General features: G+C 58.9%; 14 protein-coding genes and 2 pseudogenes. 8 read left to right on the top strand and 8 right to left on the bottom strand.

The annotated features are described in order from the left end of the window. Positions 1-2: 2 nt before the first annotated feature. The 4 genes and pseudogenes from dpdJ to MELE44368_RS10115 all read left to right on the top strand — a co-directional run. Positions 3-3,389, top strand: a pseudogene (gene dpdJ, locus MELE44368_RS27040) (protein DpdJ); the annotation flags it as partial. Further along, positions 3,335-3,949 (top strand): phospholipase D-like domain-containing protein DpdK, encoded by a 615-nt coding sequence (gene dpdK / locus MELE44368_RS27505; RefSeq protein ID WP_409366112.1) that lies wholly within the window; start codon positions 3,335-3,337, stop codon positions 3,947-3,949. The pseudogene dpdJ and the gene dpdK, both read left to right, overlap by 55 nt. After that, positions 3,946-6,213, top strand: coding sequence for a protein DpdD (dpdD, locus tag MELE44368_RS10120; RefSeq protein WP_128108345.1), 2,268 nt, complete (start codon positions 3,946-3,948; stop codon positions 6,211-6,213). The genes dpdK and dpdD overlap by 4 nt, the downstream gene beginning before the upstream one ends. 284 nt (positions 6,214-6,497) lie before the next feature. Further along, entirely contained in the window at positions 6,498-7,667 is a 1,170-nt protein-coding gene (locus MELE44368_RS10115) for an IS3 family transposase (RefSeq protein ID WP_128108344.1), read from the top strand. An 808-nt stretch (positions 7,668-8,475) separates the two neighbouring features. Here MELE44368_RS10115 and MELE44368_RS27035 read toward each other — a convergent pair. The 5 genes and pseudogenes from MELE44368_RS27035 to MELE44368_RS10090 all read right to left on the bottom strand — a co-directional run. Then, positions 8,476-9,187, bottom strand: a pseudogene (locus MELE44368_RS27035) (NAD(P)/FAD-dependent oxidoreductase); the annotation flags it as partial. 285 nt (positions 9,188-9,472) lie between these two features. Continuing rightward, a complete protein-coding gene (locus MELE44368_RS10105; RefSeq protein ID WP_128108343.1) occupies positions 9,473-10,624 on the bottom strand; it encodes an McrC family protein in 1,152 nt (383 codons plus the stop codon). A gap of 2 nt (positions 10,625-10,626) precedes the next feature. Continuing rightward, positions 10,627-12,726, bottom strand: coding sequence for an McrB family protein (locus MELE44368_RS10100; RefSeq protein WP_241566563.1), 2,100 nt, complete (start codon positions 12,724-12,726; stop codon positions 10,627-10,629). 11 nt (positions 12,727-12,737) lie between these two features. After that, entirely contained in the window at positions 12,738-13,301 is a 564-nt protein-coding gene (locus tag MELE44368_RS27030) for an NERD domain-containing protein (RefSeq protein WP_128108341.1), read from the bottom strand. 237 nt (positions 13,302-13,538) lie between these two features. Beyond that, positions 13,539-14,237, bottom strand: a complete 699-nt coding sequence (locus MELE44368_RS10090; RefSeq protein ID WP_128108340.1) for an EcsC family protein — start codon at positions 14,235-14,237, stop codon at positions 13,539-13,541. Positions 14,238-14,618: 381 nt separating this feature from the next. On the opposite strand from MELE44368_RS10090, the gene MELE44368_RS10085 reads away from it, so the two are divergent. Next, positions 14,619-15,164 carry a hypothetical protein gene (locus tag MELE44368_RS10085; RefSeq protein WP_128108339.1) on the top strand — a complete coding sequence of 182 codons (546 nt, stop codon included), beginning with the start codon at positions 14,619-14,621 and terminating at the stop codon, positions 15,162-15,164. An 87-nt stretch (positions 15,165-15,251) separates the two neighbouring features. Further along, positions 15,252-15,668: a hypothetical protein gene (locus MELE44368_RS10080; protein WP_128108338.1), complete on the top strand. Its 417-nt coding sequence runs from the start codon at positions 15,252-15,254 to the stop codon at positions 15,666-15,668. Between the two features lie 383 nt (positions 15,669-16,051). On the opposite strand, the gene MELE44368_RS10075 is transcribed toward MELE44368_RS10080, so the two are convergent. From MELE44368_RS10075 to MELE44368_RS10065, 3 genes are all read right to left on the bottom strand, one after another. After that, the gene (locus MELE44368_RS10075) at positions 16,052-16,261 is read right to left on the bottom strand and encodes a hypothetical protein (RefSeq protein ID WP_128108337.1); all 210 of its coding nucleotides are present in this window, start codon (positions 16,259-16,261) and stop codon (positions 16,052-16,054) included. A 233-nt stretch (positions 16,262-16,494) separates the two neighbouring features. Beyond that, a complete protein-coding gene (locus MELE44368_RS10070) occupies positions 16,495-19,581 on the bottom strand; it encodes a DUF3427 domain-containing protein (protein WP_128108464.1) in 3,087 nt (1,028 codons plus the stop codon). Between the two features lie 89 nt (positions 19,582-19,670). After that, positions 19,671-20,759 carry an HNH endonuclease gene (locus MELE44368_RS10065; protein WP_128108336.1) on the bottom strand — a complete coding sequence of 363 codons (1,089 nt, stop codon included), beginning with the start codon at positions 20,757-20,759 and terminating at the stop codon, positions 19,671-19,673. Between the two features lie 206 nt (positions 20,760-20,965). Here MELE44368_RS10065 and MELE44368_RS10060 point away from each other — a divergent pair, with 206 nt between their 5' ends. Then, positions 20,966-21,331 (top strand): hypothetical protein, encoded by a 366-nt coding sequence (locus MELE44368_RS10060; protein ID WP_128108335.1) that lies wholly within the window; start codon positions 20,966-20,968, stop codon positions 21,329-21,331. A 128-nt stretch (positions 21,332-21,459) separates the two neighbouring features. After that, complete coding sequence (locus MELE44368_RS10055; protein WP_128108334.1) at positions 21,460-22,179, top strand: hypothetical protein; 720 nt, start codon at positions 21,460-21,462, stop codon at positions 22,177-22,179. Positions 22,180-22,378 lie beyond the last annotated feature (199 nt).

Below are 22,378 nucleotides of genomic sequence, written 5' to 3'. Positions count from 1 at the left end.
CTCGCACACCGTTTGGTCTCTCGGGTGAACGGCGGCCACGCCTATGTCTCCTCGACGAGATCCATACATATTTGGGTACGCACGGTGCTCACGTTGCAAACTTGTTGCGTCGTTGGAGAAACGGAGTAGGTGCGCCCGTTAACTTCGTCGGCCTGTCGGCAACTCTCATCAACGCAGAATCCTTTTTTGCCGATCTGGTAGGTATCCCGGAATCGACGGTCGATCGTATTGAACCCGCGATTGAACAGATGGAGTCAGTCAGCGACGAGTATATCGTCGCACTTCGCCACGATCCCACCGTTGGTACTGCGTTGCTATCGTTAACGATTCAGCTGTCGATGCTAATCGCACGGATCCTCGACGCCCCCAACTACAGGCCCAGTGATGGTGTTTTCGGCTCCAAAACCTTTGTTTTCACGGATCGCTTAGACTCTGTAAACAGGCTCTATTGGGATCTCTTGGATGCCGAAGGATGGTACGAACCCGGGAGGCCTGTTCGGCGGTATCAACCACTGACGCTCGCTAGTATCCGTGCACCGCGTTCGGAACCTCCCGCAGCGGCTGCCGCACGTGATTCCGCAGGACAGACCTGGCGACTTAGCCAGGAACTGGGCCATAATCTCGTTGGCGACAATCAGCTTTCGATAGATCGCACCTCATCTCAACACGGTGGGGTCCGGGGTGATGCCCAAGTCGTAGTCGCCACTGCAGCTCTCGAAGTAGGCTTTGATGATGACTCCGTGGGCGCTGTTATTCAGCATAAGGCCCCGCACGACGCTGCGAGGTATCTACAGCGAAAGGGACGAGGTGGGCGACCGTCGTTGATGCGACCATGGACAGTCGTAGCGCTGTCCGACTACGGACGAGATCGGCTCACCTTCCAAACTTTTGAAAGTCTTATTGACCCGCGACTGGAGGCCCAGCGTCTTCCTGTTAAAAGCCCCTATGTCCTCAAGATGCAGGCGGTCTTCGCAACCTTCGACTGGTTAGCGCGACGTGTGCCCTCTATCGGAAATGTATGGACGGAGTTGAGTCGACCGACTGGCGATGACCTATCTCCATCGGAACGCCAGCGGACGATCGCGCTGCGTTTGGGGGCGGTATTGCAACGCGGAAGCGAACGTCGCGACCTTGAGAACTGGATACGTCACGCGTTGAACCTCGAGCCAGACCAGCTCACGGCGCTTTGTTGGACACCACCCCGCGCGCTCTACCGACACGTACTACCCACGCTGATCCGACGTCTGACGACAGGTTGGGCAGTCGGAGGGAGCAAGGGTGCCGACGGTGTTGTGAGCGGGCCAGCCCCAGACTTTATTCCCGGTCGGCTTTTCGGTGAACTTCTTGTTCCGGAACTGTACGTTTCTATCCCCGCTTATCGAGCAGGACAACCAGATCGCGAGGACACACTCGGTATTCAATTGGGCCTGTCAGAGTTCGCGCCGGGCAATGTCACCCGCCGTTACGCCGTCGCTGACCGCACGGAGGCCCATTGGGTTCCAATCCCAGAACCGGATCCCAACGGCAGGGTGGTCGTCAACATTGCCGAGGTTTACTCAACCTCCGAGGAAGGCGCGCAGCCAGACTGCGACGGCGCGATCTTGCACTGCTTGCGTCCCATTGCAGCACGCTTGGAACAGATTCCGTCTTACGCGCACCCGTCTGATCGCGCGACGTTGTCTTGGTCAGCCGCGTTTGCGGCGTGTGGAGACGGACGTAATCTCAACCCGCCCAAAGCAAGTCGATGGTCGCATGTACTCTCTGGTTGGTCCGCGTTTCTGCACGCAGACGGTGCACCTGTTGTCGTTCGCCGGTATGCGCGAAGCGCCACTCTCGACCAGATCCGACAGGGGCAGCGAGTTCACCGTATCGCCGAATTTGTCGACAATGGTGGGGAACCTTCAGCGTTGAGCTTTCAACAGGAGGTCGACGGTCTGCGTATCACGGTCACATTGCCAGACGATGCGGTACGCGACATTTTGAGCGACGATCAACTTCTTCGGGAATATCGCTGGGCTTATACTCTGGATTCTTTCGACGACAGCACAGGGTTTCCTGACGATGTCTCGATCTACGATCGCCACTGGCTCAGGCTCGTGTGCATAGGTGCTCTTTGCACTGCGCAGTCGGCTCACGATGACACTTTGGCCGACACAATGGACCGGATCGGGCATGACGGGTTCTTTGACCTGGCTCGGGATGTAGCAGAGGTTATGTTCCCGGCCTTTCAGAGCGATCCTAGCGATCCCGCATCGCCATACATTCCCGGCCGTACCTTGCAATCGGTGCGCAGCCTTCTCTCCGACCATCAATCTCGCGGCGCCATTCTGGAACGGGTATCGCGCCTTTGGAGCGAAGCCACACCACAGATGATCCGGTGGGCTCGCAGTCGCTTGTGGTCAACAATCGGTGGCGTAATCATCGGCGCCGGCACAATATGTGCTCCGGATATCGACACCGATGACCTCGCGGTGGATGTCGAGGGAAAAAGTGAGTCACAAGCTGAGGTTTGGATTACCGAGAACCTGCCGGGCAGTACCGGGACTGTAGGTCGGATTGCGGAGGTTTGGCAGGAAAATCCACACCGATTCCTAAGGGTAATGGATTCCGTGGTGAGGCCCGGGGACTTGGCAGTTGCAGACGAGCAGCTGCGTGGTGTGCTTCGTGCCCATGCCGAAGATGTAGAGTTGCAATCTGCTTTCGCCGAGGTTCGTGAGGCATGGGGCAACGGCCACAGTGCGGTTCTTACCGCTACCGAACGTCTGCGTTCTCTACTTGAGAGCAAACATCTCCGTCTGCAGCGTGTGGCCAATACGACGCTTACGACGCGAATTCTTCGACCTGGCAGTAGTACGCAGACCGATCAACTGTTCATACGCCTGCTTGATATTTGGGACTCTGCTGAACAGCAGGCCGGGGTATCTGTAGACAGTCGAATCGCTGCCCTGATTGCTAGCGAGGACACGATCATCAGTGGCCTGCTGCCCGGAATCGCTGACCAGGCTCACCGGTTCCTGACTTTGTCTACTTTGTTGTGGCCGCGCGGGCCCGAATTGGCCCGTTCGAGTGTTGAGATCCCAAATCGCTTCAAACCTGCCCCCGCGCCCGATGTCTGTGGCCTCAACTTACTTCTAGGCGCCGACAGCCACCGGCACGTTGATGTCACACAAGAAGACTGGCGCGAACTGGTTGATGCTGCCCTGTCTGATAAGGGAACTGTGGTACTCGAGGTGGATGTCAGGCAACCGGAGATGATGCACATGGCGTTGCTGCAGATCGCCAATCGACCTACGGAGGTCGGCTTACTCCAAGGGTTTCCGCGCGTCGATGGAGTATGGACGACGGGCCAGAGTGTTCTCGCGCGCATCTATCTCGGAGAGTTCTGGTGACGTCCGGACGCCGTACAATACGTCGCTCACGCTTGACGAGCAGCGTCGAGGTAGGTCAACTTCTCCAGACGCTCATGATCGCCGAACTCGTCGCCCCAAGCACATGCTTGTGGCTGGTGTCGCCATGGATATCAGACATCGGAGTGGTGGATAACTCAACCCTGAGTTACGAGGATCTGAATGATGCTTGGGGGCCACGCGAGGTCCGATTGTCTGAGGTCCTTCTCGCCAGAGCGCGGCGGGGAGCGGCGCTAGTGGTCGCTACACGCCTTAATGAACCACATAACAGGCCATTTCTTAACACAATCCGTGGTGCCTTCGGGCAAGCGGACCTAAATAGAGAACCGCATCTTATCGTCGCCGATGATGATCTTCTGCACGAAAAGGGTATTGCAGGCGACACGTTCTACCTCAGCGGCTCAATGAATTTGACATACACGGGGATCCATATTGGCAGCGAATTGGTCGCTCTGGACTTGGATCCTGTTGAGGTTGCACGCGCCCGCAGGTCGTTCTATGAGCGATTTGGGGGAGTCTTCGATCGGCGGGTGGGCCGATGAACCCAGCGGAAGCACAGGAGTTTCTTTCGCGTTGGGTCGCGCACTTGAACGTTCGACTGGATGCTTTGGATGATGCGCAGCGACAGTTGCTGGATGTAACAGGCGACCGTTTAGTCGATGACGAACCGGTCGCTCTGCCATTCTTGTTCTCGGCCGGACCTGGGTATCTGTGTGCTGCCCCCGACCCTACGGCGCTAAGGCGTTTCCGCGAAGATGTGACAGCATTTGTCGGTCCGACGTACGCCGACATAGAACCTGGGGATATCGCACTGCCCCTTGGTGATGCACAGACCAGGGAGCTTGCGTTACATGGGTACTCCATTGGCTTCCGGTTGAGGCGGGCGCCTACCGTCACTGTCGATGTCCTTCGTAATCAGTTGTTGCTGATGTGCGAGACCCTGGCGCAGGCTCCACCGAGCACAACGGGTGCGCCCAGAAGCCTCGGTCATCTCCTTCGGGACTTCGATTGGGCAGTCCGGAATGGCGACTCGGTGACGCTTGATTCCGTATTGGCGTCGGTCAAGCTCACGGGCGAGTTGTCTGAGGACAATCAGCGGTTTCTCGAGGTGCAACGGTTCGCCGCCTTAGAAGAGTGGGAAGATATCTGGAAATTGGGGCTCATGGCCTACATGTTGGACATACCCCGGCCCCAGGTCGTGACTGACCTACTGCTGGAGGCTATTTGGCATAAGGTCCTAATACCTGCGGCAGCTAGCAACGCTCCTGAGGATCTGGCCGACACGTTTCGGCGAGAAGTCGGAACGGAATATTGGCCGCTATTCATCTCAGCACAACGTGCTGGCTCACCCGTCGCGCAGCAAGTTGCAGCGCTGTTCGCAGTCACATCTGATCCCCAGCGGGGTGACATCCTCGAGGCGCTTCTACAAAGGAGCGGGCAATCACACAGAACTCCGGCAGATCCAACCCTGGAAGAACTGGCTGCTCTGCTCCAGCCACCACCAACACCACCGCCGCCCGCATCATCATTGGAATTGGCGATCGAGGCACTAGATAATTCCGAGTTCGACCGTGCGCTATCTCTCCTGGATGGCGATAATTCATTAAGCGCTGTCCGAGTCAAGATCATTGCGGCTTTCGAACTCGATGATTGCGAAGCAGCGCTTCAAGCGGTCACTGGTTTCGAAGCCCTGAATGATTCTGATAAAGAACAGATCCGGGAGACGCCCTCGATGCGCCGGAGGCTTGACTCGTTGAGTGAGAGCGTAGCCGCGATTCTCGGTGTCACGTCCTCTATGCCATCCTCTTTGGCTGAGTGGATCGAGATTGTGGAAGCGACGCCAGAATGGCCGGATGCGGTCACAACCGTCGAAGTAGGCACATCAACGTGGGAAGCACCCACGCCAACCCAAGTTCAAGCGTCCGCCGATCGGCTTGCCGAAATCTATGCATCTGCTCCAGACAGTCTTCTGCCTGCTGTGCCGCATCTGTTGAGTTACGCCGATCGAATCGCCGAAGATACCGGCCCCGCTACGGCATGGCCCCTGTGGCGCGCACTTTTTGAGTCTCTCGTCCTCGATGACCACGCGACAGCCAGTGACTTAGCAGTCGTGGTGACAATCTTTGGGCAATTGTTATCCGCTGGTCCGTCGGCGCCGGACTACGCGGATATCGTCGATACAACGCTCGACCTGTGGATACGACGTTTGCGATCGTACGAACACCTAGACTGGGCGATCGAGGCACTCGACGCCCTTGCGCGGAATGCCTGTCCAGATCCTGCAGCACGATTGCGCTTTCTGTCCGCCCTCGCGGACACGCTGGTACAGACCGCCTATCGACTACGCACATCAGATGTTGGCTATGTCCGACTTCTGTACGCCGAATGCGGAGAGGTCGAACTCTTGGCTGCGGTCGATTCCAACTTCGAGACGACCGATGAGCCTGCAACGGATGAGTCGAAATGGACTGTGCTCGAAGGGAAAACCCTGGGACTTCACTGCTTGTTCGCTCCGATTAGCCGTCGGTTCGCTGAGATGATCGCACGACTGGTCGAAGGCAGGAAGGTGGAGGTTGAGGTTGATGATTCTCGCGACTGTAGTCCACGCCTCCGCGCTCTTTGCGAGAAGGCCGACGTCGTCGTAGTCGTAACGCAGCATGCCAAGCACGCGGGTACGGAGTGTGTCGATCGACACGCCAAGCCGCCAACAGTTGTACTCAAGTCTCGTCGCGCACGCATCGGATTCAGTGGCGTCCTGCAAGTTCTTGAGGATTACGTCGACGATCTCGTTGGTGCAGTTGGATAACCGTAGATCTTGGCCACAGAGTAGAAATTGCGGACTTGTTCCGAATGATCAGGTGAGAACGGTAGTTTCGTCCTTTGGAGTCAGCTAAGATTCGCAGCTCGTGGGTCATCTGTTTGTCGCGCAGGGGGGTCTGCTGCACGATTAGGTGACAGTTTTGGTCACGCGGCCTGACTGGCCGGTGTGGTCATTGGCGTGTTCCCGGTGAATGAGTCCAATCAATCTGTACCCGTGTCCTTGGTCCATGGTTGTGAGAGTCGAGGGCAAAGTGATCACTGGGAGGTCACATGCCCCGTCAGTACTCGTCGTCAGTGCGCCGGCAAATTGTCGCACGGCTGCGATCAGATGAATCCGTGGCCGATGTCGCAGCCGAGACCGGTATCTGCCAGGCGACCCTGTTCCGCTGGAAACGCCAAGCCCTCATCGACGCCGGAGTCATCGAGGGCGTCCCCAGCGTTCAGGCCGATGAACTGGCGGCCGCCCACAAGCGCATCGCGGCGCTCGAGGCCGAGCTGGCCTTGACCCGCGATGCGTGCGAGTTGTTCGACGCGCAGGCGGTGGTGCCCCCAAAACACCGACGCGCGATCACTGAAGGGTTGATCGCGCGGGGGCACTCAGCCCGATCATCCTGTCGAATAACAGGATTGACGCGTTCTCTCTTGCAGTACCACCGGCGTCGCCCTGTTCCAGACCGTGAGGTGCGCCGGCTGATTGTCGCCGATACGATCACCGAGATCCACCAACGTTCTCGCGGCACCTACGGGCGCCGACGGGTCCGCGCCGCGCTGCTGGCTGACTACGAGATGAACGTCAACCACAAGCTCGTGCACTCGATCATGACGGAGCTAGGTCTGTACGGGCTGCCACGCCTCGGGCGGCGAAAACCCAACCTGATCGGAGTCGACACCCCCGTTGACCTGGTCAATCGGCGGTTCACCGCCACAAAGCCCAACGAATTGTGGTGCACCGACATCACCGAACATCCTGCACGTGATGGCAAAGTGTATTGCTGTGCGATCTTAGACTGCTTCTCACGGATGATCGTGGGCCGGACGTTCTCGACTACAGCCGACACTGCGTTGGTGAACAATGCTGTCAACATGGCTGTAGACAGCAGAATCCGCAGTGGCTCAACGATTCTGCACGCGGATCACGGCAGCCAGTTCACGTCCTGGAGCTTCGGGGAGAACATACGGCGATGGGGTCTGCTCGGCTCGTTGGGCACGGTGGGCGACTGCTTCGACAACGCCGCCATGGAGTCGTTCTGGGCCCGACTCCAGGTCGAGCTGCTCAACACCAGAAGATGGGGGACCACGATCGAATTAGCCGCCGCCATGGCCGATTACATCGACAACTTTTACAACGTCGAACGTCGCCACAGCTACCTCGGTAATATCAGTCCCACAGAGTACGAAACGCTCTGGAAGTCCACCTATTCGATCCTTCAACTCGCATAACGACGGCTCGAAACGGCGGGGACAGATCAAATCAGTTTTAGAGTCCTGTGGCCCGATGTCGGGCCGGAAGGGACGATGAGACACCGTCACACCATCATCGCGGTTGCGAGCAACCCGCACGACGTCGTCGCGGAACTCGCAGGGGTAGGGCCTGGGCACAAGGACATCCATCCAGCTCACCCACCTGGGGCAAGCCAACTCAGATGTCACCTATTCGTGCAGCAGACCCAGTTTCGGTGGACACCTGGAGTCAAGGACCACATTGCAGCGACCGCGGGAGTGTTCATGCAGGTCCTGGCCCAACGCGGATTCGTGCTGCATTACGTCATCGACAACACGCAGTCCGAGGCGCTGATAGGGCAGACCCTCACCTATGTGCCCGCGGTTTTTCAGGTGGCAGGATTTCTGGTGACCGGGCCGCAGCTGATGGCGTTGGAACTCATGCAGAAAGCAGACCATCGACCCAGAGATGTCGCCGCGATTCCTCGTTACCGAACCGAAGGTCACCATGTCGCCAATCGGTTGATCTCGAGATGCCACGAGGAGCGGCGGTCCTCGGTGTATCTGAATCTGGACCTCGACGACGACGCCCCAGGCCTTTCCCTGCATGTGGCACTATCACAAGGCGGCACGCCTAAAACCATTGTTGTCTTTCGTGATGCGTCCCCGCAGGTGGGCTCTGTCGCGAGACTTGCTCCGCCACCGGGCATCAGACTGCCGGGTGCTCGAAGGAATGAATCGAGGCGCATCCTTCCCGTGGTCATGTGTGTCTGTCTGGCTGGGGTCATGTGTCGCCGGCGGGGCGCCGTCAGGCGAGGTTGTCGAGTGCTTGGTAACCAGCGTTGTATCCGGGGATGAAGGTGATGCCGGGTCCGCCGTGGCAGCCGGCGCCGCCGAGGTAGAGGCCGTCGATGCCGATGGACAGGCCGCGGAAGCCTTTCGGGCCGGGGCGGTGGGGTCCCATCAGGTCGGGGAGTAGTAGGCCGTGGCAGAAGTCGCCGGCGGGGGCGCCGAACATGGTGTTCATGTGGTAGGGGGCGAATGTGATGTGGCGGATCTGGATGTCTTTGAAGTTCGGGGGCGTAGCGGGTGATTTTGTCTATGACGCGTTGTGCCATTTCGTTTTTGAGGTGTCCGTGTTGATCGCGTGGGTTTCGACGGGAAAGGCGTATGCGTAGGCGCTGGCGGCGTGCATGCCGGTTCGTTGAGCAGGTCGTAGGGCGGCGGGAATTTTCGGCAGTCCGTCGAGTGCGAAGTCCAACTGGACGAAGTGGCGCGATGGTCGCGTCCTTGGAGTCTTTCGAGCGGTTGAGTCGAGCAATGCTCGGCCGCCAACGGGTTCGGTGAGACTGGTGTCGGTCGAAGAAGTGGGATACGACGACGGGGGCGGTGATGGCCTCGCCATCCTTGCAGCGCACGCCGGTGACGCGGCGGGCGTCGACGAGGATTTGCTCGACCTGACGGTAGCGCATCTCGCTGCCGCGGCTTTCGAAGAGTCCGCGCAGACGCTCGGTGAGGGCGGCCGATGCCGGCGTGGCGCATCTTGTCGGGCAAGTAGCGGCCGACGACATCCCTCGCCAGACGCCGAAGGTCGCACGGCCCAGTACTTGAGCCGAACTCCTATGAGTTATGGCGGTGCGTAGTCGCGTGGCTAGCCGTCGAATCTGTGATTTGGAAAACTTTGTCACGCACCATTCGGTGAACCGACTCGTCGCGCCCGTCCGCAAGCGCATCCAGTATCGACGGAATGTCGAGCGCGAGACCATGAATCATCGCTCCGGCAGGACCGTTAACCGGCTGGATTCTCACCCGCGGTTCTGCGGTGCGCTTGACTGCGGATAGATCAAGCCCGCGATGCGCTCGATGGCGTCAGCGCCAAGCGCGTACGCGTACAGGAAGAGCTGGTAAATGTCTGCTGCGCTGAATTTCTTTAAGTCGTACAGTTTGTACTTGACATCGATCGGTATTGTTCGGCTGCGAATGGTGTCGACGATCACGATATCTGGGCGGATACGGCTATAGGTCTTGTCAGTCGCATCATCGACGATAACTGCGCTGTGTTGCGGCCTAAGGCGGTCGACCCGAAATACTGTGTCGGCCAACGATTCTTCTACAAGCTGGCTGACGAACTGCTCGAAGATCGCATTCATGTTTAGCATGAAGGTGGTCATGCGCCTAGACGAGCTGTCGAACAGGTCAGCAAACGCCAAACCCTGCAGGACGAGGTAGGCTAATTCATGAGCCGGCCGGTAACGGTCATTTCGCCGTCCATACGTGATCCTGCGTCGGTACCAGTCGGCGTTGCGGTTGGGTGCGGTGCAGACACCCTCGAGCCAGTGTGTTGCCAACTGCGTTTCTGTGCGGATGTGTGGGTCCTGCACGCGGCTGCGTGCGACCGCTAAAGCGGCTGCCAATAGTTGGTTTTCCGGGATATCGCCATCGTATTCATCGAAGCGACACTCCAGAAGGTGCAATGCGCCGTAGCGGCGGAAGTATTGCTCCCGCAGTCGCAGCTGCCCTCGCATCACGTCAAGGCTGTCGTTAACAGGTCGGTAGTCCCGGATCAGACCTTCGTGCACCAAGACCCTTGTTTCCTTGGCTAGGAGCATGACGATCAAATCAAATAAGTCCCTGCCCTCTGATGGCTGATCGCGTTCCACCGGGAGGTGCGCGAGTAGCCGGACTCCCGATGTGTACTCGAGCATGCGAAGCACCCGCAAGGAACCGCCCACGAGTTTCGGCACAACGCGGACCTCGAAGTGAGAGAAACGAACTACCCCAATCCAAGATGACGCGGTCACCTGAACCGTCCCGTCGGCCCACCACTGGACGAGTAGGCGTGGTTGAAGATCGCCACCCGCTGACAATCGCTCGGCAAGACGTTGGTCGTCTATCGTTGGCGGCGCGGTTACAACCCGCCTGGTGTCGTACTCGCCTAGTTCAATCGACTGAGCCATATTCAGGCGGAGGCGCTTCCGAAGATGCTAGCCAGTACTTCGCATAGTGCGTCCGGATCGAGCGCCAGCTCGGAAATGCGTTGCGCGTCCACGTCGATGACGGGTCCGAGGATGTCGGCTAAGGCCCGATAGTCGTCGAAAAGGTACTCCTGCAGTAGCGGCAATAGTTCGAATCGGAACACAGACGCGAAGTCATCGGCCGTGCTTACGATTTCGCCGTCCTTGTAGAACAAAGCGTGTCCGATCTGCTTCTCACGCCCGAACCGTTGCCGGATCTTGTCATTCAAGCCATCGAGAAAAGTGTCAAGCGCCAGCGCTCCAACGGTGACACCCTCCATTAAGTCACTTTCCGGAAGCAACTCGATGAACTGAAACCGCCTTCGCAGAGCGGTATCTAGGAGGTGGATACTTCGATCGGCGGTGTTCATGGTCCCAATCAGATAGACATTGGAAGGAACATAGAAACTTTCTCGGCTCTGCGCGAGCTGCACGGATCTGCCGCGCTTATCCTTCTCCATGACCGTAATAAGTTCACCAAAGATCTTCGGTATATTGCCACGGTTGATCTCGTCGATCAGGACGATGTACGCGTTCTCCGTATCTCGTCGTGCTGCCGCACACACCCGCTTGAGTACGCCATCGGTAAGGGTGAGTTGGAGGGATTCACCGTGGGCCTGTCGAGGCCGGAATCCTTCTACCCAGTCTTCGTAGGTGTATGACGGGTGGAAAGTCGCGCGGGTAATACGTGCTACGTCATCATCGGTCGCCGCAAAGCTCAGCGAGCTATCTCGCGAAGACAGCAAGTCATCGTTGGCAAGTAAAGCGTTTGCCTTCTCGCTCGCACTTCCACCGTCAAGAAACCAGACTGCTGCTCGGTTGGCTATATACGTCTTGCCAGTGCCAGGCGGTCCGTAGAGGATCACCTGACCGCGGCGGTGTAAGGCAGCTTCCACATCAAGGTAAATCTGGTCGGTCTCAACTGGTTTCGGTGGTTGTCCACGTTCTCCGAGCAACTTGCGACGCAGCGTTGCTGACACCTTGGAGACTGTGGTTGTTGCCCACGCTGGTACCGGTTCGACCGGTCCTGCGTAGGACGTGTCCCAGTCGATACCCACTGTGTGCTTATACTCGGGGCGTTCAGGTCGCCAGGCATATCCGACATCGTTAGCGGTGCCGACGCCGAGGAGCTCCGACACGCCGCGGTTGGCTATAACGGTGTCACCCGGCTGCAACTCTCGCAATGTCCATAATTCGTTAGCCTTGCGACTGACTTGTCGTTCTACGCCGTTGTAGGGGTAGTGCTCGCGGAAGGCGTCGCGGAACTCATCTTTACTTTCGAATTGTGTGAGGTCGCCAATGTCGTCCCAACCCACACAGATATAGCCGTTGTGGAGACAGTCATCCCAGAACTTGCCGCGCTCGCCGGGCGCGATCTTGACGACTCGTCGTGAGGGGCGGGGGTTGCTCGAGTGGTACAGGAAGACGCCGAGCTCGAGACTAGGCAGTTCGGCTAACTCAGGAACGGCCCGGAGAGTGTCAAGTAATTGTCGATTGGCCCGCACCGGAGTCGGCGCTGGTGACGTCTCCCCGACGGCGCGAAGGAAGTGATCGATATCGGCCTTCGACGAAACCGGCACGAGCGAGTCAGGAAAGTACAAGTACAGCAGCTTGGTTCGAAGTGCCGCTGCTCCGGTGAGTACCTTGATGTCGTCCGCGTCGTCGAAGTGCCCGCTACTAGCTAGGTTCAGCATCTCGACGAAGCCATCTCGGATCGCTGTCCAGGCGTGTTCGACGGATTCATACTCGTTGGGGAAGCTCCACGAGCCGCCCTTGGCGCGGAATATGAGATGCTTGTGTGCAGATCCGCCCTTCATGCTGGGCATTAGGCCGGGCTTGTATTCCAGCCACCACGACACTGTGTCCTGCGACCCTAGGCCGAGTGCGTAATCCTCGAGCAGGAGGTTCCCCCAGCGCTCTTTGGGGAATCGCTGGACGAACTGGCTTCGGACATCTTTAGCTTTGTCGACCCGCACCTTGGCTGCATCACGATCCCATGATGCGAGCGCGTTGCGAATTTCGTTGCGAACTGCCTCGTCGACCATCAGCACCCCCGTTATCTCAATATGGACCAATTCTCGCCCGACACGCGTTGTGCGTGGCATGGATCTGAAAGCCGGGCGCTGAGCGTCTGCCGCGCCAGGGCATCTGGTAAAGCTGATGAGAACTTCAGACCGCGGAGAGCAGAGGCATCGACCGCCGGCAGCTGCCAATTGATGCCGATAAACGCAGCAGAAAACTCCTGCGCCGTGACCCCCGGCAACAATCGCACCGATTTCTCATCGATCCGCTGACGGGGGAGCAGCGAGGCAAAGTACTGGGCCTTGCGGCGTGCCAGCAGCAGTGGTGAGTCCTCGGCGCGGTGACCGTCACGTAGCCAGACGTGATCGTTGCCCCGCAGGATGCCGCGGTAGTGCTTGAGCTCGATGAGGTACAGCGTGTCGCGCGCGAGCACCAGCAAGTCGACCTCATGCCAGCGGCCCCGGTTGTCGCGGAACTCGAAGTTCGCCCACGCCCGGAACGGAGGCGCATCCGGCAGCAGTTGCTTGACGACATCGAGCCCCTGCTTTTCGTGAGCGAACTGCGAGTCAGCAATCGTGACCCAGCGGCCGTCTTCCACCGGTGGGCCACCTCCTTCATTCTGGTTGTAGCCACGTTACTGGCGCGCGGTTCCATGCACCGCGGTTGGGGGAGACTCTGCATCTTTCCCCAAGCAGGGAGTATGTGGGTCGACACCGACAACTTAGAGCAGGAGCATGATCCGATCTGCCCTGTTAGCTACTAAGGGGCGGCGGGACGGCGCATCTTCATGGCCGCAGGCCGACCGCCGAGGAAACCTGCGGTCCAGACGCGTAGCTTAGGCGCCAGCAATCGGCACGAATGTGCTCTTCGCATACTTAGCGATTTGATGAATAGCCACGACGTTCACTCCTGCGCCAACGCCGCCACCAACCAGCGGAACTGCCTTAACCAAGTTTATTGACCCTTTGGTTCCGAACTTGGTGATCAGGCGGTAGCCCACCTTTTTGTTGATCTCGGTAAGAACGCGCCCCGGCAGGGCCTTCAATCCGGCGACCGCCGTCTTCGTTCCTACTTCGGCGCCGACTTTGCCCATCGCACCTGCCGCGCTAGCCCCCAACAACGAGATCAGAATCGCGCTTTGAACCTCCTCCGAGGAGATGTCGTAGCCGCGAAGAACTGCGATTGCTGCGGACATGCGGGCGGACAGCATATAGAAGGTGGTGACGTCGGCTGGCAGCGAAACTGGCAGCGTCATCAAGCCGCCTAACCCGCTTGCAAATCCCGTGGACCCGACCCAGCGACGATGGGTCGCTATGAGTCGGTCGATGGCGATCTCCGGGTCACCGTGGGCCGATAGTGCCTCATCTGCAACCGCTGCGGCCGACTTGTACGGACCAAGCCCGTTGACTCCAACGGACAAGATTTTGTTCACTAACTCCAGTGCCGCAGAGCTCGAGCCGTCACCGGGTCGCGGGGAGTCGGCGGCCGCGGACTCGCGAAAGCGAAATTCGTCGTCCGAGCTTGCGTCGGGCATCAGACCCCCTGTTGTTGGTGCAACTGGCCTCATCCGCTGCCTTCCCAAGTTTGCTAGCGATTCGTACGCAGCGCAATGGGATCGGTCGAGCGTCCCGTGACCCTTGGTGGTCAGTTCCGTCGTTCACGCCTTGACCCCAAACGGATCGTGCCAACGTCCAAGTTCCACGAGCAAGTCCGAACGCCGCCGTGGCTGGCGTGCTTGCCACTCGGCAGTTTCGCGTCGGTGCTAACTGCTAACCTGCAGCGCTGCTGGGGCAGCGACTCTTGAGTTCGAGTGAAAGGAACATTTGTGGTAGGGGGATTCGAGGCTTGGAACCAGATTTATCCGCCGCCGGTGCACGCAGCGGTCGGTAGGCCGCTTCGTCCGAGTTCGGTCTTCTTGTTCGAAAGCGTCATCTTGAAGAATGCTGGCCCTTCGGGATGGGACTGGTTCGACTCACCGCGTGACCTTGCCGAGTACTTGTTGCACGTTGGTCTGCCCGATCTCGCGGCGTGGTGGTTCGATGAAACCAGCGCCTTCGGGAGAATGATCGACCGACTTCCTATTCGCGAGACCATCGCCTGGGCAGCTGAGTCAACTGAAGCCAACTCCGGGGATCGCAAGTTCTTCCTGTCTCTCGCCGACACCCTGGATGCTCTCCTTGCCGGTGCCGACGTCGTAGATTTCGATGCGGTAGCAGCTCTTGTTAATCGCTTTTCCGCCCACTTCCATTCTCGGAACGGGCGGTCGATGTTGCTGGAGGTGTACCCGAATGCTATCGCGGCGGGGACCGCGCTGTGGGAGGCGCAAGAGGCCGGCGCGGACTCCGATTATGAGTCCGATGAAGCGAAAGCGGAGTGGCTCCAGCTCTGCGCGCACGCTGGGTCGGATCCGGCCGCCGCCGAAAGGGTCGCGGAGGCTTTCGCCGAGGCGCACAGCGTCTGATATCGGCCATATCATTGGCGCATTCGTTTAGGCATCTGAACGATCGCTATGCGCCATAGTCCTAAAATCTGAACCGGAGGATGCGAAATGCCAGATATTCAAGATTTGCCCGAAGAAATCGAACCAGGCGAGATTGAATTCACGTTCAGTTATGACCCGGATGGGAGGGGGCCGACCCTCTTCGATTTTCGGGCAACGTGGAACGAGGGCTCAACAATGACCTGGTGGCAGGATATCTCCGAGAAGCAGGGAGGCTTATCTCCCGGCTCCAGTGCCCCTTCTAAGGGATGGGCGTCATGGCGAAACGGCGTCGACTTGCTGATCGCCTACACTTGGCCGGACGTGGGCGTCGACGGCTGGACTTACGTACCTGATGGTGCTCCTATAAGCGGCGGAGATGATGACGCCATGTACGAGCGGGAAACTTGGCTCCACTTAGCGCGCACCGTCCTCGGGGCAGTGCACGGACAGCTCCCCAATGCAATAGGTCAGACTTTCGAATAACGCCCCGAGTGTACACAACTTTCAACCGCGCCGTTACTTTAGACTAAAAGCGAATCTGCGGCATCACCGAGTGTTTTTCAAAATTGTCCGGAAGACTACACACCGCGACATACTTAACTAATGATGAGACGGCATCGGCGCCGAAATAACACCTCACCAATATTCGTCGTCGCTCAGATCCCTGGGATCTTCTACTCTGCGCAACGACGCCGGCGACAGCGGTCAACCGCGACGTGTGAGGCAAGTTTCCGGATAAGCAAGAATTGCTGACAATAAACATATTCTTGCTAATTGATTAAGAACAGTGCAGTTGCTCGATTTCCGCCGATGCCCCCGCGCACGCTGCACCTTTATATCCAATATATCCAAAGAGGTGTGAGTCATTATAATTCGAACCATTCAAGCGGGTCGTCGTAATTGACCGCCGCTAAACCGTCGGCAATATGCGCCTGAATCCCGGCTGCTAGATCAGAGAGTTCCCTGCTCACGCTATCTTCCGTCTCGACCCAAACGACAAGGCCATTGGAATCGATTTCGCCCGTAGCGACGATGGAGCCGGGTGCTCTGTCTTCGATGTGAAACTGTTTCGTCACAATCGGCGATACTGTTATAGCGATCAGCTTCGAATGTCGTTCGGCGGGTTCGAGGCGGCTGTCTACGCCGAGCTCGGCGCGTCGGTCTCCTGAGCAGCGTCGGATAGACCCCTGTGCCCGTTGCCAGTGACCCGGACTCGATGTCGGGTACCGGGCCAACGGTGCAACCCAACGATGGTGCGCTCCACGAGTAGTGCCAGCGTTGACCGCGAGGCTTTCGTCAATGTCTCCTGTCAGGCGACGGCGGCGGCGAACTGCTGGTACAGGTCACCCGGCAAGGGTGTGTGCAGCTCCCATGTGATGGCCATCGGCTTCTCGCCGACATGGCCGCGATAGCTGGCCGGGCCGAGGAACCAGAAGGCTCGGTCGTCGGCGCGCAGACGAGTGAACAGCATGATCGAGCGCCCGTCGCGTTCGTGATTGCGGTAGCGCAAGCCCGTAGCGCTGTCTTCTCTTGTGGTCGACTGGCTTTCCCAGTGAATAAGGGTGCGGCTGATCGCGTAGTCGCGGTAGCGGGTCGTTGGAGAAAACGCGCCGGTGCTCTTATCAAGGGTGAACGCAAGCACCTCGGCGTTGGCATCTTTCGCTTCGTACACACCGCTCTGCCAAGCAGCGACTTTCGCGTTTGTGCCGATGCCGAACGCGCTCAAGATCTCGATGCGCGAATAACGGGCATGAACTTGCAGCGGTACGTCGGGATGATGCTCTAGATCACCGTGCAAATGATCCACCCGATTGTCGAGCTCGACGAGAAGCTCGGCGAGTTCGGCACGTATCTGCGGGTGCGCCCAGACGAGATTGACAGCGTCCTGCACCGAGTGATCCTTCGTCAGCACTTGGTCGCCGATGCTCGCGACGAGCATGCGGACCAGCCGTCGCTGCCGTTCGGGCAACGCCGAGACATTCGGTGGCTTTGTTGACTCTAGAAGGTCGCGGTAGGTGGCGATGCGCTCATCGTCATCGACATGCAACAGCCGACCGACCGCCCTACGTAGTGACTTCTCATGTGGGCCTGAGGGTGCGACCGGCACCGCGGCCGCTTCACACAAATCCGACCAGCTCCGGGACCCGTCGTACACATCGGGCAAGTCCAGCCCGGACTCCTCGAGGTACTTCGACAACGTGACGTCGGGATATCTGTTGTAGACCACCCGCAACTCTTCGACGCGGGCAGGCCAACGGGTGGGAATCGCCTCGCGCAGGCTACGCAGCACGATTTCTGACGACTTGTGGTCCAGCTGCATGTAGCAACCGGCCGGCAAGAACGGAAAGCCTTGCTGCACCGCGCGTTCAATATCGCGACGCGTGCCACCGATGAGTGCACGATAGCGGCGGTCGAAGCGGAACTCACGGCGATGCGTACCCACGAAGTCGAGGACCGTGCAAAAGGCTTTGCCCTTCGACCGCCGCAGACCACGGCCAAGTTGTTGCAGAAATAGCGTCGGGCTTTCGGTGGGACGCAACATAAGTACGGTGTCGACGGCGGGCACGTCGACCCCCTCGTTGAACAGGTCGACCGAGAAGACGATACGGATCTCACCGGCGGACAGTTGCCGCAACGCCGCCTTGCGCTCCTCCCGCGGGCTATCACCCCAAACCGCCACGGCAGGGAGGCCGTGCTTGTTGAAGTGCTTCGCCATGAACCTAGCGTGGTCGATGCTGACGCAAAACCCAAGAGCCCGCATGGAGCGCGGGTCTTCCGCTCGCCGCTGCACCTCTTGCACGATGGTGCGCGCCCAAGCGTCCGTGCTGGTGTATAGGTCGCTTAACGCTTCGAGGTCGTAACCGCGGCCGCGGCGCCAGGGGATCTCGGTGAGGTCGAGTCCGTCATGGATCCCGAAATACATAAACGGTGTAAGGCGCTGCTGGTCGATGGCATCCCACAGTCGCAATTCGGCGGCGATGCGGTCGTCAAACCAATGAAGGATCGAAAGGCCGTCGCTGCGTTCAGGCGTGGCAGTAAGACCCAACAACTCTCGGGGCTGCACATGGTCCAGAAGTTTTTGGTACGAGGGCGCTGCCGCATGGTGGAACTCGTCGATGATGACAACGTCGAAGTGATCGGGCGGTAGATCTTCCAGGTTGGCGGCATTGAGACTTTGGATCGAGGCAAAGACATGGTCGAAGAGCTGAGGCCGGGATCCGCCAATCCACTTCTCACCGAAAGACGCTTCGCGTAAGGCATATCGAAATGTGGCAAGGCTCTGATCAAGAATTTCGTTTCGATGAGCGACGAATAACAGCCGAGCGCGTGGTAACTTTTCACGAAGGCGCGCGTAGTCGACAGCGGCCATGACGGTCTTTCCGGTACCGGTCGCGGCGACCAGCAAGTTGCGATGGTGCCCTTTAGTGCGCGATACCGAGATTTGTTCGAGCAATCGCTCCTGGAAAGGCTCAAGACGCAGCTCGATCGGACTAAGGACAACATGTGGGCCCTGGTCGGTATGAGTGGCCCGCCGTGTTTCCATTTCGAACTGGTCGGGATCGTACGGAATGAAGTCGCCACCTTGCCAATAGCTTTCGAACACAGCCTCAAACTTGGCCAGGACATCGGGATTTCGCGCCGACGAGACACGAACATTCCACTCGAGGCCAGTGTGTTGGGCGCTATGAGTCAGATTCGATGAGCCGACGTACGCGGTTGAGAACCCGGACCGACGATGAAAAATCCACGCCTTCGCGTGCAATCGAGTGCTGGTCACGTCGTAGGAGACGCCGATCTCGGCGCCGAGGTCGCTTAGTTGATCCAGCGCTGCCCGCTCGGTGGAACCGGTGTAGATCGTGGTGAGCAGACGCAGTCGGTTCCCCCGTTCGCAGTGACGCCGTAGTGAGCTGAGTAGGGGGTTGATGCCGCTGCGGCGGACAAATGCCATCACGACGTCGATACCGTCCGTTGCGGAGTCGATCTCGGCGTCCAATTGGGTCATCAGGACCGGATCACCGGGAGCATTTGTGAGCAGCGTGGTGTCGAGAAGAGGGATAAGCGGTTCGGTGAACGTACGCGGTGTCCCGTCAGGTCTCCTTTCGAGAATCGCGTGAAGAACCTCACCTGGTTCGACGGGTGCGGCGGAGGTGTCAGTCTCGACTAGTTCGCTCAGTCGCTGGATCAGTTGGCGCGCGATCTCGATGCCGACCTCGACGCGGTCCTTGTCAGGTAATGCCTCGAGAGACCTCTCGATTTCCCGGCTCAGGTGCAGCGCGATCCGATCGGCCGCCTCGGCCGTGTGCAGAGGACGTGTGGGACGCAAAGTACTGTCAACGTTCTTAACCCGTGCGCGGAGCGCCTCAGTGACGAGTAATTCGTAGATTCCTGGATCCATCTCCACCACAGGTCGACCTCAAAGGCTCGGACGGCGGCGACGGTCTCCGCCGCGAAGGATGTTGCGTCGGCGCCATAGGCTCGGGGTGTTTAGCCCGTCATTATCCACCACGGCGGAAAGCTGATATCGAGCCGCTCGGTTTGCTTGTAACCAGCCCACGTTGGGACTCCTTCGGGCTGGCCGCGGTAGATTCCCCGTGCTGCCGCAGTGACCCGCTCGTGCTGGGTCGGCCACTGCAGGTCGGCGGCGATCTCCTCGAGGGTGTCGCGGTCCCGTGTGAGAACACGATCGACGATGTCTACTGATGGCAGTGCGTGTCGTTTGTCGCCGTTGCACCGGGCACAAGCCAATACGAGGTTGGCGAGCCCGTCGATACCCACAAGCGACCATGGCAGCACGTGATCGATCGGATTATTGGCGGGCAGGTGGGTGCCGCAATAGAAACAGTGCGGTCCGAACGCTTCTTTGAATGGGTCGCGTACAACGGTCAGGGCTGCTCGTTCCCGCCCGAATAGATGCCCCGCCACGTCGGGCACTTCCGCGTCCAGAAACTTATTCATCTGCCGCACGTCTTCGACCCACATGATCTCCAACGTCGGCCGCAGCAGGCCGGCAAGTCGGGCCAGGCCGTGCGCGACCCCCGGGTTGAGCACAATTGCGTCGCCGTGCTGGCGCACCGTTCGGCGCGAAACATTCTCGCCCAGAAAAGAATCGTCGTACAAGAACGGATCACTGGTGGCCGATCCAGGAAGCTTCTGCAACCTCGGCAGCGGTTGCTTGGCCAGTGCGATGACAATTTTGTCGATCGCCTTCTGATAGGCCTTGGGTGCCCGCAACATCGCGACCTCCAGCGATAGTGCGGTGTCCCCGGTGCGCGCCGCATCGCGCAACTCCTTGGTCGCGTCGATGATCCGCGTTTTCTTCCCAGTCCTGCGTTGTGCGAGCTCATGTCCCTCGAAGGGGCGAACTTGTTGCCAGTAGATCGCCAGCACCCGGTGTGCCAGCTCAGGGATCGGCACCCGCAGCGTATCGGTGGCCTGCTCGGGTAGGTTTTCAATGCAGTGTTCAATCAGCGCCATCAGGGTCGCGAGCTTGTAGGTGGCGTCGCGTTGACCGGTTTCGAGGATGGCCACGACCCGCTGACCGAGCAGCAGCGGATCGGCCGACTCATTACCCATAGAAGAGCAGTGTTCCACCGTTTCGCACCAGAAGATTATCGCCCGCAGATCCGAGTTCTTGGTGATAGACGATGAGAACCCGCTATCTTGGCGATCGATACGGGGTCTCGATTGAAAACCCGTTGTGCCGTCTGTGTCGTACGTCGAGCGGCTTATGGGCCTCGACCGGGCAGACGAGGAGGTGCAGAATTTCTACGCATCCGCGATTGAAAAATCTCGATGACGATCTGCTCGAACGAATTCAGGCCGTTTTCGAAGCCCATGCCGAGATCGACACACTTACCAACAAGCGACCGAACTGGATCGACCGGTTCGATGCGAGTGGGGTCTGGGTCGAGACCTTACGGTTTCGACGGCTCGAAACCGCACCGCAACTCGTTCCGGCGTGGATGATCGTGGCCGCCTGGAACTTGAAGATCAAAGGCGAATTAAGCCACGATGAGCTCCTCAACGAGCTCAACGTGAAGCGTTCAGCGTTTGTCATGGCGCTGCTGGCTCAGTTCCCTGATGTTGTCGTCCGCTCGATCTATCCCACCGTCCTCGCGCTCACCCGTACGACCGGCCAGCCATAGCGGAAGCTGCTCGAAACCGTGTCTCCCAGGCTCATCTCGGCACGCCGCGGTCCCCAGCGTGGTTGACTTGCCGGCGAGCGCTTGCCACATTCACTTGGAAGCGTTCCGACCGCGCAGAGGAGAATCAATTGGCTGCTCAGTTGACGAAAAAAGATCGTATCGAGCGGCTCGTGGAAAAGACGCGACGGCGGGTTCGAGACGTACCCGCGTCGGCGCGCTTGCTCAAACATATGCCGAGCAGCAAGCTAGGAGTGCTCGTTCGAGAAGCTGGCTACAAGCGAACTTCGCGCATTTTCCTTGACGAGCTCAGCAATCGCCTTCACGCGGCGGGCATTGACTTCAGTCCCGACCTCCTGGACACCGACAACACGCCTGACACGCGGATCTACTTTTTCGACGCCAAGCGGCCGGTAGAAGGCTTACGTCCCGCTCGTCAGCTTTTCGAGAAGGAAGCCGAGCTCGGTCACTTCCTTTGGGCGAACAGACACTTCTTAGGCCAAGCGGTGCGCAACTTGCGGCTTACAGAACGCGAGAAAATGCTGGCACCCGGCTCACGGCCGGACATGGTCGCGGAGGACACCAAGAGCAAGGAACTCGTCGGAATCGAACTGAAGGCTAAATGGCCCGACCAGGGCATTGTCGCGCAGGCAGCCAAGTACATGTCGGCTCTCAAGCATCGAGCTGAAGCTGACGGCTTGCGAGGTGCGCGATTGATGATCATCACCGGCCAACCCAACGCGCAGTTGGCGGACCAAGTGCAGGTGCAGGCCGAGAAGATTGGCGTGAAATGTGAATGGCTGCTCTACAGCGTTCGCTTCGAGTTGAAAAGACCGTCATACAGCAGCTGATGCCGTGGTAGCTGTCCGGCGCAGTACAACCACGCGGTCACTTGGGATAGCGAATATCTGTGCCGCACTTGCGGATTGTCCACGGTACGAATCCGGACGATTGGCCATCCCAGCACCTTTTGGATCGGTGTTCCGGACGTACCTGCGATACCTCTGACTTGTCCCGCTGCGGGCATTCGACTTGGCGTGCCGCCACGAA

It is taken from the genome of Mycolicibacterium elephantis DSM 44368, from assembly GCF_004014805.1.
In the GTDB taxonomy this organism is placed as follows: domain Bacteria; phylum Actinomycetota; class Actinomycetes; order Mycobacteriales; family Mycobacteriaceae; genus Mycobacterium; species Mycobacterium elephantis.
This window is presented reverse-complemented; position numbering and strand designations above follow the sequence as displayed.

Coding starts and splice junctions, on each gene's coding strand:
- dpdK (WP_409366112.1), top strand. CDS start 3,335: ATGGACGACGGGCCAGAGTGTTCTCGCGCGCATCTATCTCGGAGAGTT.
- dpdD (WP_128108345.1), top strand. CDS start 3,946: ATGAACCCAGCGGAAGCACAGGAGTTTCTTTCGCGTTGGGTCGCGCAC.
- MELE44368_RS10115 (WP_128108344.1), top strand. CDS start 6,498: ATGCCCCGTCAGTACTCGTCGTCAGTGCGCCGGCAAATTGTCGCACGG.
- MELE44368_RS10105 (WP_128108343.1), bottom strand. CDS start 10,624: ATGGCTCAGTCGATTGAACTAGGCGAGTACGACACCAGGCGGGTTGTA.
- MELE44368_RS10100 (WP_241566563.1), bottom strand. CDS start 12,726: ATGGTCGACGAGGCAGTTCGCAACGAAATTCGCAACGCGCTCGCATCA.
- MELE44368_RS10090 (WP_128108340.1), bottom strand. CDS start 14,237: ATGCCCGACGCAAGCTCGGACGACGAATTTCGCTTTCGCGAGTCCGCG.
- MELE44368_RS10080 (WP_128108338.1), top strand. CDS start 15,252: ATGCCAGATATTCAAGATTTGCCCGAAGAAATCGAACCAGGCGAGATT.
- MELE44368_RS10070 (WP_128108464.1), bottom strand. CDS start 19,581: ATGGATCCAGGAATCTACGAATTACTCGTCACTGAGGCGCTCCGCGCA.
- MELE44368_RS10065 (WP_128108336.1), bottom strand. CDS start 20,759: ATGGGTAATGAGTCGGCCGATCCGCTGCTGCTCGGTCAGCGGGTCGTG.